Genomic DNA, 11,761 nt, shown 5'->3' on the forward strand with positions numbered 1-11,761 from the left:
CAATGATTAAAATAAAAGGAATAATTATAGTAAAAAATATTATCGCTTACAACTTGTCCTAATTCTAATTGCCTAAGTGACCAAGCTCCAAAACCACGGATATGACTCAAGCCAAACCTAATTTTAAACTAAAGAACTTATATGCTAAGCACTATAAACTCTTTATGGAATTTGAAAAATCGACAAACTTCAGAAATAAAAAATGTTGAACTATGCAAAAGTCAATCAGACTGAATCAATACTGTTATATATCAATAATTTTTGCGTGCTATTTTTTTATATCCTGTGAAAATGGGGAAAAACATAGTCAAAGTATAAAATACATCAGCTATGTTGAACTCGTCAACCGCTTAACTGATTTAAAATCTCTTTCCGTATTGCCAGAGGAAGGAGAGAAAAGCGAGATGTGGTCAAGTTACGACCGAAAAAGTAGAGTGGATTCCATAACAGGTGAGTTTATAGATTGGTCGGCAAATAATGACGGATTAAGTCCTCAGTATATTAGAAAAGAGGGCAATAACGAGGTGCTTGCCGAAATGGATGGCCCAGGTGCAATCGTAAGGATTTGGTCCGCTAGCCCTAAAAAGGGGAAAGTATACATCTATATAGATGGCAATGAGAAACCGATTTTAAGTGAATCTTTTATAGATTATTTTAAACCGACCGTACCGGCTTTTGCTTTTCCCAATTTAGTCTATGAGACCAATGCAAAAGGATTTAATAATTATGTCCCAATTACCTATCAGAAAAGCTGTAAAATAGTTGCAGAACCAGGCTGGGGACAATATTTTCATTTTAATTACATCACTTTTAAACCTAAAACTAAAATAGAACCATTTAACGCGAACTTAACTGAAACTGGTTTAAAGGCTCTAGCGTCAGTCGATGATTTCTTTGGAAAAAAATTAGGTCAAAACCCAAACGATGGGAACTTAGATAAAATTATAAAAGAGGTAAGCATAAATAGTGGAGTTAAAACAACTGTTTACGAGTTTGAAGATAGCGGCGCTATTGGCAGTCTAAAAGTCAGGGTGAAGAATGTTCCAAAGGAAAGGGAAGATGAAATTCTAAGAAAAACGATACTTGAAATTTCTTGGGATGATGAGAACGAGCCATCGGTATGGTCGCCATTGGGAGATTTTTTTGGTTCAGCACCAGGTTGTAATGAGTATAAAACACTACCAATGGGCATGACCAAAAATTGGATGTACAGTTACTGGTACATGCCTTTTAAAAATGGTGCTAAAATTAAACTTCATAACTTATCAGATATTCCTATAACCGTTACTATGGAAATAGGTAAAGAAGAACTCAAAGGCGACATAGACAATCTGGGCAGATTTCATGCTAAATGGCATAGAGATTTAGAACCTGTTGATGAAGAACGCTGGCCAGACTGGCTAATGCTCAAAACCAATGGAAGCGGCAGATTTCTTGGCGCATCGCTTTCAGTTTGGAATCCCAAGGGCGGTAGCAATACTAAAGCAAAAGAGGGACATTATTGGTGGGGCGAAGGTGATGAAAAATTTTTTGTTGATGGGGAAACATTTCCTTCCACGTTCGGGACAGGCACAGAGGATTATTTTGGCTATGCTTGGTGCAACCCCTCTTTGTTCAATCAAGCTTTTCATAGCCAAACTATCGATAGCGATAATATGGGTCATCAGGCAGTAAATCGATGGCAGGTTATCGATAATATTCCTTTTCAAAAAACATTTGATGGATATATGGAAAAATATTTTGCAAATGATTGGCCAACCCAATATGCCATGGTAGTCTATTGGTATTTAGATGCTGAAGGAAAAGACCCTATAAAAGCTACACCAACAGATGAAGTTTACGGGTTTGAGATACCTTATAAAGTGTTTAGAAAACCTGATGTTTTAGAAGCCGAAAATTTGAATATTACATCAAATTCTGGAGGTTGGGCTACAATCGATGCATTTGCCCACGAATCGCTTTATAAATCTGTAAGCGGACATAAAATATTATTTTGGACAGCACAGAGAAATAAGAAGAATATATTGGAAACTGAATTCACTTCACAAAGAACGGGTCTGTTTGAAGTTTATGCAAACATCATTAAACAACCTGAAGGAGGGAAGTTTAACATTCAAATAAACGGTAAGAGAATGAGAACTATCAATTTCCAATCCTCAGATAGCACATATGCAACCGAAATCATAAAAATTGGTAAAATTAAATTGAACAAAGGTATTCAGTCAATTCAATTTAAAACAGCAAACAACCATAAGTTCCCCCAAAAAATGTGGATAGACTATTTTGAGTTTAGAGGAAAGTAGCCAGTTATGCTATTCGTTGATAATTTTTAGAGGTGCATATTCATCATCAATGACATTAATTCCTAATTAAATATTCTCTTATTAAATGACTTCCATTAATCATGACTCTAAATTATTTTTCGTATAAAATATGATTTTATTTAAACGTTTAAGTTGTACTTTTAAAAATTAGATATGATATTTTCTAAATCTATTAAATCCAATAAAACATGAGATATCTTGCTATATTATTACTTGTATTCTTATTTGGGGGATTAACTATTTCTGTCAATGCCCAAAACAAGGATACTCATAATGGTCTAAATAACGACTTAGGAAATATCTTTAGACTTTCAGATGCCAAAACACGGTCTATTAGTCCAGAAAACCTTACTGGCGAAAAGGGCAAAGGTGCCATGGCAAAACTGGGAGAAGGTGAGGGGAGTTCTGCTGCAAGGGATTTAGGCCAAGGTTGGAAGGTCAGTCCCAAAGTCATAATCAAATCCGGCGAAACCTTTACTATGGCCGAGATTGAAGATCAGGGTGCAATTCAACATATTTGGATGACACCAACTGGAAACTGGAGATTCTCAATTTTACGAATTTATTGGGATGATGAAACAGAACCATCAGTAGAAGTACCGGTCGGTGATTTTTTTGGGATGGGTTGGCGTGAGTACGCCCCTTTAAACTCATTGCCCATAACTGTAAATCCAGGAAGCGCATTTAATTCATTTTGGCCAATGCCCTTTAGAAAAAAATGCAAGATAACCTTGGAGAATATTGGTGCAAGGGAAATGAAACTTTACTATCAAATTGATTATACCTTAACCAAAGTACCTGATGATGCCGCGTACTTTCACGCTCAATTTAGACGCAGTAATCCTACCGAAGGCGCCATACATACATTGATTGATGGTGTAAAAGGAAAAGGGCACTATGTTGGAACGTACATTGCGTGGCAAGTCAATAATCGAGGCTGGTGGGGCGAAGGCGAAATAAAATTTTACATGGACGGCGATAAAAAGTTCCCGACTATAGCTGGAACGGGCACAGAAGATTACTTTTTGGGCTCCTATAACTTTGAAAACAAAAAAACGAAAGAATACGAAAGCTATTCTACTGCTTATGCGGGTCTTCACCAAATTATTAAACCTGATGGTCTCTACAATTCGCAACAGCGTTTTGGAATGTATCGCTGGCATATCAAAGACCCTATTAGATTTAATAAAGACCTAAAAATCACCATTCAAGATTTAGGGTGGAAAAGTGGCAGAAGATATCTTCAGCAGAAATCTGACATTAGTTCGGTGGTTTTTTGGTATCAAAGGGAACCTCACAAAACGTTCCCTAGGTTACCATCAAAAGATGATTTGGAAGTTAATTAAATAGTATCTCTTTTATGATTTTAACTGTTTTTTCGATTCAAAATAATTCTGGCCAACTCATGGTCAAAAGGTCAATTAAATTTCTTTTGGTCTGTACTTTTATTTTAAATCATTGTGTTTTGAAAGCACAGGATGAGAGACCAAACATCATAATCATCAATGCGGATGATTTAGGTTATGGGGATATAGGTGTACAGGGTGCAACAAAGGTACAAACACCTACCATTGATAAGTTGGCCTCTGAGGGAAGACGTTTTACAGATTTTCATTCAGCTTCCGCTGTATGCTCTCCGTCACGTTATGCGCTTTTAACAGGACGCTATCCCGCACGTAAAGATTTATGGTCACCGATATTTCTCAAAAAGGAACTTCAAATCGATACATTAAGAATGACATTGGGCAGTTTGATGAAAACAAAAGACTACACTACAGCTGTCATTGGAAAATGGCATTTGGGTTTTGGAAATAACTCTCCTGTTGATTGGAACAAACCGTTGAAGCCAGGACCTTTGGAGTTAGGTTTCGACTACTATTTTGGGGTACCGGTGTTGAACAGTCATCCTCCATTTGTGTACGTGGAGAATCATGAAGTCGTTGGCATGGTGCCAGACGACCCCTTTATTTATGGCAAAAAAGCGATGACCCGTGATTTTGACGAAAAATTTGATACTGATGAAATTGGCGGGGCTAAAAAAGCTCATGAGAATTATGAGGATAGAAAAGTTGGAACTATACTAACGCAAAAAGCAATGGAATGGATAAGAAAAAACAAAGAGCGACCATTCTTCCTTTATTTTGCCACAACAAACATTCACCATCCTTTTACTCCTTCTCCACAATTTATTGGTACTAGCCAAGCAGGAGCCTATGGTGATTTTATTCACGAATTGGACTGGATGCTTTCAGAAGTATTAAATGTTTTGGAAGAAGAAGGACTAAGTGAAGACACCTTAATAATTTTTACGAGTGACAATGGAGGCATGCTCAACCGTGGCGGTCAGACCGCAAGAGAAGCCGGTCACAAAGCAAATGGGGATTTATTGGGCTTTAAATTTGATGCATGGGAAGGAGGGCACCGCGTTCCCTTTATAGCACGTTGGCCCAACAAGATTCCCAGTGGAACAACCTCGGACCAATTGTCATCCAATGTAGACTTGTTTGCCACAATTGCATCAATAATTGGCTACAAGCCAAAAAATCAAGAAGGACCTGACAGTATTGATATTCTCCCGGCATTACTGAAAAATCCGACAGAAGCAATTAGAAAGAGTTTAGTGATATCTCCAGCTCGAAAAAGAAATTTATCCTTTAGAAAGGGAAAGTGGATGTATATTTCTGCGAGAGGTGGTGGAGGTTTTTCTTCCAAACAACTTGGTGCTCATACATTTGGTGGTCCAGCCGCTTTTCCGTTTACAGGTCAAAAAAACAGTGATATTATCAATGGTAAGATTAAATCAAATGCCCCAACGGCACAATTATATAATTTAGAGAAAGATCCCTATCAGTCTACGAACGTTTATTACAAACATCCAGAAATCATCAAGGATATGGAAAATTCGTTATCAAAAATTTTGGAGTCCAACTAAAGTGTGAAATGCAAGAATCAGAAAGCTATTGAACACTAAATTTTGCAGTGGTTGAAGCCTTAGAATCTCCGCCAATCCATATTTGAAAAGTCCCTGGCTCAACCTCCCATTTTTTGTTTTGGGTATAGAACTGAAGTGTCTCTGGGGTAATCTCAAAGCTTACAGTTCTTGATTCTTGTGGCTTTAATTTTATTTTTTCAAAACCTTTAAGTTCACGAATCGGTCGGACCAGACTGCCTACTAAATCCCTGATATAGAGTTGCACAACTTCTTCCCCAACCTTATCTCCAGTGTTCGTAACACGAATCTTTGCAATTAAACTTCCATCTTTGGAAATCTCGGAACGGCTCAATTTTAAATCGCTATACTTAAAATTAGTGTAACTTAAGCCAAATCCAAATGGGAACAATGCCTCTTTTGGAGCATCTCTATAACTTGAAAAAGTAACGTGGTCCATACTATAAGGTCTGCCTGTATTTTTTTGATTGTAATATAATGGTTCTTGTCCTACATCATACGGGAATGAGACCGGTAATTTTCCGGACGGATTGTAATCCCCAAAAATTACATCGGAAATGGCATTGCCAGCTTGTGAACCAAGATGCCAACATTCCAATATAGTTGAGACCTTTTTATTTATTTCGCTTAAATCCATGGGTCTACCGTTCATCAAAACAACGACTACATTCTCATTTGCTTTGGTCACAGCATCGATTAATTCGTTTTGAAGCCCCGCAAAACCTATATTTACCTGACTTCTGCCTTCTCCCGTTTGGTAAGCGTTTTCACCTACTGATAGGAGTACAACATCAGATTTCTTTGCAAGTTCAACAGCTTCTGTAATGGCTGTTTTGTCTTTTGTGTTGAACTTTATAGGGTATAAAAATTGATTTTTACCAGGCTCTACGGTCTCGCTCATCAGTTCAATACCTTTAGCAAAAGAAACTTGAACGTTTTTATCAACTTTATTTTTTATTCCTTCAAGTAAAGAAACCGCGGAATTGTAAACCCCTTTGCCCCTCCAATTACCCAGTGGTACGTCTTTATCATCTCCAAGAGGTCCAATTACCGCAATCTTTTCAATAGATTTTGATAGAGGCAGTGTTTTATTTTCATTCTTGAGCAGAACAATGGATTTTCTTGCTACATCTCGAGCAATTTTCAGGTGTTCTTTGGTGTAGACATTTTCCCTCTCACGCGTTTCGTCACAATACTTATAGGGGTCATCAAAAAGCCCCAATTCAAATTTTAATTTCAGTATTCGTTTTACGGCATCGTTCAACTGGGATTCGGTAATTTTATTTTCGGTGAGCAATTCTGCTAAATGTCCTTCATAAGCATAGGATTCCATGTCCATATCGCTACCTGAATTCATTGCAATTTCTGCTGCTTGCTTTTTATCTTCGGCAAATCCATGGGCAATCATTTCACCGATAGAGCCCCAATCGGATACTATAAATCCGTCCCAGTTCCACTTTCCTTTAAGAATATCGTGTTGCAATTCTCTATGGCCGGTGGCGGGTATTCCATCAACATCGTTAAATGCATTCATAAAAGTGGCAACTCCACTTTTTGCGGCCGCTTTAAAGGGTGGAAGTACTGTGTTATGGAGTTCATAATCACCAATATTGACCGTATTGTAATCCCTCCCTGCTTCCCCAAACCCATAACCGGCAAAATGTTTGGCACAGGCTGCAACCGTAAATTTATCATTAAGATTACCTCCTTGAAAGCCTTTAATGCGTGCAACCCCAATTTTAGAAGTCAAGTAAGGGTCTTCTCCCGCTCCCTCCATAATTCTGCCCCATCGCGCATCTCTGGACACGTCCAACATGGGCGCGAAAGTCCATTGTAGACCAGATGCCGCAGATTCCTTCGCCGCAATGGATGCAGACTTTTGAATGATTTCCAAATCCCAGCTTGCACTTTCTCCAAGTGGAATCGGGAAAATTGTTTTATAGCCGTGAATAACATCATAGGCAAAAATCAAGGGAATTTTTAGTCGCGAATTCTCCATTACAATTTGTTGCGTTTCCCTAATTGCCGCAACAGAAGTCACGTTTAGCATTGAACCAACTTCGCCTTTCTTTAGTTTAGAAAGTTTGTATTGATGATTTTCTGAAGATGAAGGTCCAGTGGCATCCCAACCACCACTATATTGCACTAATTGCCCAATTTTTTCATTGATTGTCATCAAATTTAATACAGAGTCCACTCTAAAAGATAGGATTTCTGAAAAAGAGGGATGAGAACCACTCATGGAATCAAAATTACTTTGGGCATTTGCGAAATGTATGACCGTTGTTAAGAAACAAAAGCAGATAAACTTGGCTATATTCAGCATCTGATGGGAAACTTTCATAAAAAAGGAACTTAATTTATTTGGAATTTTACAAAAACAGGGAAATGGTCTGACAGATAGCGTTGATCTATCAAGGTGGAAAAAGTACCATAGGTTTCAATCTTTAGATTAGAATGCATGGAGAACATGATATAATCTATACGGCGAGTAGCTTTTTCAAGAATATTGAAACCATTAAAAGTACCAATGGAACCGAATTTGATTCTTGCAAGTTCTTTTGAATCGTTCATAGTTCCTTTTAAATCTTGAATAAGCCTACTTTCTGGAACTACATTAAAATCTCCCATTAAGATCACTGGATAATTTTGTTCATTTAGGTCATGGATGTTGTCCAATATTTTCTGCATACCATATAATTGTGCATTTTTACCCTTATGGTCTAAATGTGTATTAAATACCCAAAAGTTCTTTTTTGAATCTTTGTCTTCAAATAGACCGTAGGTGCAAATTCTTGGATAGGCAGCATCCCAGCCTATAGAGACTTCAAACGGGGTGTCTGAAAGCCAAAATGTACCATGGCTTTTAAGATGTAATCTATTATGGTTGTAATAGATTGCCGTATGTTCCCCATTATTTTCTCCATCACGTCCGAGACCTATGTTTTTATATTCGGTAAGATGTGTGGAGAGATCTTTAACTTGATTGGGTCTTGCTTCTTGGACTCCAAGGACGTCCGGAGAAAATAATAGAATTTGATTGGCTAGCATTTCCTTTCTGTTGGGCCAGGCATTCTTTTTATCGGAGGCCACATCCAATCTAATATTGTAGGTCATTAGGGTTAATTCTTGACATTTACAGGCAGTCGATGCCATAATGGCCAAAAATGATATACTTAGCTTTAAAAAATCGATCATCGGTCACTTTGCTTTTGAAACACCCTAACATAATCCACAATCATGGCCGAAGGCAAACTACTATCATCGATTCCTTCTCTACCACCTAACATTCCACCCACAGCAATATTTAGCTTCAAATGAAAGTTTTGGTCAAAAGGCCACTCAGCAGTGGTTTTATTCTCATTCTTTATTTGATTGTAGACTTTTCCATCTAGTAGAAAATCCATTTTTTCCGGAGTCCATAATAGGGAATATATATGGTAGCTATCGTAAGGGTCTTCAACAAATGTACTTTTCCCTTTTTCTGTACCGCGCATATGGTTATAGGATTTGGTATGGATTGTCCCAAAGATTGAATCTGGATCAAATCCCACATGTTCCATAATATCAATTTCACCGCACTCGGGCCAACCTACCTCACTATAATTTTCTCCAAGCATCCAGAAAGCAGGCCATAGACCGACACCTTTGGGAAGCTTGGCCTTAATTTCTATCCTCCCGTAAGTCCATTCAGCTAAATTCTTTGTAGTTATACTCCCCGAAGTATAATCAGCATACTCCCATTGTTTTCTCCAATTCTTGGCATCTTTGCTCTCAAATTGTGGGTTATTGATTTTTTCTTTGTGGGCCTCCAATATGAGCTTACCATTTTCTACGCGAACATTCTTAAGGCTATCTGTATAAAATTGTTTTTCTTGGTTTCTTTTAAGCCCTATCTCATAACTCCATTTGGTGCTATCAACTTTACCTGAATAATCAAATTCGTCGCTCCAGACTAAATTCCAATCGCTGTTTGTAGTATTTATTTTTGAAAGTCTTAAAGCCAGTTCTGGTTCATCTGTTGTTATATAATCAAATTTATTGGCTAATAAGAATTTTATATCCTCACTTTTATTTACGGTCCAGGAGTTAAGTTTTAGATCCAATTTTTTTGCTTTTTCAATCCATTTGGGATGACGCCTAAATGTATTTATTTGATAATCGAGACCATCTATTTTGTCGTGCTTTAATTCAGTCGGCTTTTTATATCCATTTAAATATTGAACTTTAGCATTGGGACTGACTTTTTTAATCTCTTTTAAAATTTCATAACTAAAACTTATATAATAACCAATGTGGGATTTGGCATTGACCTCCTCTACCAATTGGAGTGTTTTTCTTGCCATTTTAATATTTCGTTTTTTATTCTTGGATGGTTTTAGTTCCAGAAAAAAGGCTGTAGAATCGTTATCTGCCATTCCGGCTCTTAAAAAATCACTCAGTTTAGGTAGGATTTCTCCATTGGGTAACTTGTGCAAAGAAAGTTCTTCGTAGTTTGATTCTTCGATAACAAGGTCGGCATATTCGGCATCATGAGTTACAATAAGTACCTCATCCTTTGTCATGCGAACATCAAATTCAGAACCAGTGTAACCATTTTTGATTGCTTGTTTGAGAGCAGCTATCGAGTTTTTTGGATATCCGTTTTTTTTCCAATCACCCCTATGGGCAATTACTGGATTATCCGCAGTGCTAATGGCATCGACATTGAAAATGTTCTGACACGAAGTCATGAAAAAACATACTACTGCGGCTAATTCTATTTTCGTCATAAAAATTTTTCAAAAATCGATGCCATTTTTTTATTCAATTGGAATCTATTCTGTACACGTTAAAATATATTCGTTGGATTGGCCATCCACACAATACTTTGAAAAGAAAATATCAACTTTTAATTGAACCAAATATTCTAATAGCCAACATTCTGTGGATAATTCTCACCTAATAACTGTAGCTCTTCTTGTGGTATCGGCCAATTGACCATGTGCGGTTCCATTCTGTTTCTTGCCATGTCGAAAAACCCTTCATTACTGGCATGGTCCTGAATGTATTGTGTTAGTAGACCGATACGTTTCAAGAAATAAAACCGTTGACCCTCAAAACCAAGTTCACGTGCTCGCTCCTCAACAACATCTATTAGGTCCATTGATTCCAAACTTGCTGCATTGGCGCGGTTACGAACGGCATTAATATATTCTAAGGCTTTATCTTGATCTCCAAGATTAAGATATGCCTCTGCTCCAATCAAATAAGTTTCGGCCAATCTATATATCATAATATTTGAAATATTATCAGGTTCGGCAGGTGGAGCATCATCTTGCCTGTACTTGATGACGGAAGGATTCATAGTTCTATAATACAGATTGCGAATATTGTTATTATCACTATTTTGGTCATACACGTCAATAACATCACCTAATTGTACACCTTCCGGGAGTTCATCCGGGTCATTGTAGATATAGTCCGTAATATAATAGTTTCCATCAGCTCTGTCATCATTGGCATCTTCTTCCAAAAGATTTCTGAAATAATTGTTCATTAGTAGAAATCCGCCACCTCTAGCTCCATTGTCTATGGAAAATGTAGCCCCATCTATCAAGTGATATTGCGGTACAATGCTGAAGTTGATTCTTGTAGACCCGCCACCACCTACGGCAGCATCCTCAAATTGCATTGCAAATAGGGTTTCACTATGGTTCATATCTCCATCAAAAACCTGTCCAGTGTCTGAAAGAAGGCTGTAGCTTCCTTGCTCGATGATTTCATCTGCTTCTTGGGTTGCTCTGGTCCAATCTTCCTGCCACATTGCGGTCTTTGCCCTAACGTGCTTTGCAGCCGCTTTGGTCCATCTTCCAAATTGTTCCGTGGTCCAAGGAAGGTTTTCAATCGCAAAGTCCAGGTCTGCGTTTATCAGTTCAAATATTTCTTCCTCAGTATTGGGTTGCTGAGGTTTGTTGAAAGCATTATCTGGATTTGTTTCTTCAGTAGTCACAAAAATATTGTTGAACTGTCTGTATAATATAAAATAGGCATGGGCCCTTATTGTTCTGGCCTCCGCAAGAATTTGATTTCTCAGTTCATCTTCCATTTCAACGTCTGGAACTGCATTTATTATAGCATTGGCACGATCGACCATTCTGTAACCGTATCTCCAATGTTTTGATAAGCGCCTGCTTCCAAAGCTGTTCAAATCAGCCCCCCAACCCAATCTAGCATAAAAAGCAATTTCACCCGAGCGGCCTACAGTTAGGTCTGATTTTGCGACAGGAATCATTGGTATGGCAGAGTTCCACTCTGCATCTGTCCATATTGCTCTGTGAAGGTTGTAGAGGCCCACTACTGCAGATTCCAAACCTTCTGGCGTACTGTAAATAAAATCTGCCGAAGTCTCCGAAAGCAATTCGTCTTCAAGATACTTCTCGCATGCCGTTGCTACAAAAAGAAATAGAGCAACCAAGAATAAATACTGTATTTTCAAATTTTTCAT

General features: G+C 37.8%; 7 protein-coding genes. 3 read left to right on the forward strand and 4 right to left on the reverse strand.

All coding sequences use genetic code 11. The features are described 5' to 3' along the window. Positions 1–212 precede the first annotated feature (212 nt). The 3 genes from HME9304_RS09565 (at position 213) to HME9304_RS09575 (ending at position 5,256) form a co-directional block, all read left to right on the forward strand. The gene (locus tag HME9304_RS09565; protein ID WP_112378382.1) at positions 213–2,303 is read left to right on the forward strand and encodes a DUF2961 domain-containing protein; all 2,091 of its coding nucleotides are present in this window, start codon (positions 213–215) and stop codon (positions 2,301–2,303) included. 209 nt (positions 2,304–2,512) lie between these two features. After that, positions 2,513–3,670, forward strand: coding sequence for a glycoside hydrolase family 172 protein (locus HME9304_RS09570; RefSeq protein ID WP_112378383.1), 1,158 nt, complete (start codon positions 2,513–2,515; stop codon positions 3,668–3,670). A 119-nt stretch (positions 3,671–3,789) separates the two neighbouring features. Beyond that, complete coding sequence (locus tag HME9304_RS09575) at positions 3,790–5,256, forward strand: sulfatase family protein (RefSeq protein WP_206170460.1); 1,467 nt, start codon at positions 3,790–3,792, stop codon at positions 5,254–5,256. Positions 5,257–5,281: 25 nt separating this feature from the next. Here HME9304_RS09575 and bglX read toward each other — a convergent pair whose 3' ends face one another. The 4 genes from bglX to HME9304_RS09595 form a co-directional block, all read right to left on the reverse strand. Further along, entirely contained in the window at positions 5,282–7,618 is a 2,337-nt protein-coding gene (gene bglX, locus HME9304_RS09580; RefSeq protein WP_239023236.1) for a beta-glucosidase BglX, read from the reverse strand. 11 nt (positions 7,619–7,629) lie between these two features. Then, positions 7,630–8,472 carry an endonuclease/exonuclease/phosphatase family protein gene (locus HME9304_RS09585; protein WP_112378384.1) on the reverse strand — a complete coding sequence of 281 codons (843 nt, stop codon included), beginning with the start codon at positions 8,470–8,472 and terminating at the stop codon, positions 7,630–7,632. Further along, positions 8,469–10,046 (reverse strand): family 16 glycosylhydrolase, encoded by a 1,578-nt coding sequence (locus HME9304_RS09590; protein WP_112378385.1) that lies wholly within the window; start codon positions 10,044–10,046, stop codon positions 8,469–8,471. Before HME9304_RS09590 ends, HME9304_RS09585 begins: the two co-directional genes overlap by 4 nt. 137 nt (positions 10,047–10,183) lie before the next feature. Then, positions 10,184–11,761 carry a RagB/SusD family nutrient uptake outer membrane protein gene (locus tag HME9304_RS09595; RefSeq protein WP_112378386.1) on the reverse strand — a complete coding sequence of 526 codons (1,578 nt, stop codon included), beginning with the start codon at positions 11,759–11,761 and terminating at the stop codon, positions 10,184–10,186.

The organism is Flagellimonas maritima, assembly GCF_003269425.1.
GTDB classification, from domain to species: Bacteria; Bacteroidota; Bacteroidia; order Flavobacteriales; family Flavobacteriaceae; genus Flagellimonas; species Flagellimonas maritima.

Coding starts and splice junctions, on each gene's coding strand:
- HME9304_RS09565 (WP_112378382.1), top strand. CDS start 213: ATGCAAAAGTCAATCAGACTGAATCAATACTGTTATATATCAATAATT.
- HME9304_RS09570 (WP_112378383.1), top strand. CDS start 2,513: ATGAGATATCTTGCTATATTATTACTTGTATTCTTATTTGGGGGATTA.
- bglX (WP_239023236.1), bottom strand. CDS start 7,618: ATGAAAGTTTCCCATCAGATGCTGAATATAGCCAAGTTTATCTGCTTT.
- HME9304_RS09585 (WP_112378384.1), bottom strand. CDS start 8,472: ATGATCGATTTTTTAAAGCTAAGTATATCATTTTTGGCCATTATGGCA.
- HME9304_RS09590 (WP_112378385.1), bottom strand. CDS start 10,046: ATGACGAAAATAGAATTAGCCGCAGTAGTATGTTTTTTCATGACTTCG.
- HME9304_RS09595 (WP_112378386.1), bottom strand. CDS start 11,761: ATGAAAAATTTGAAAATACAGTATTTATTCTTGGTTGCTCTATTTCTT.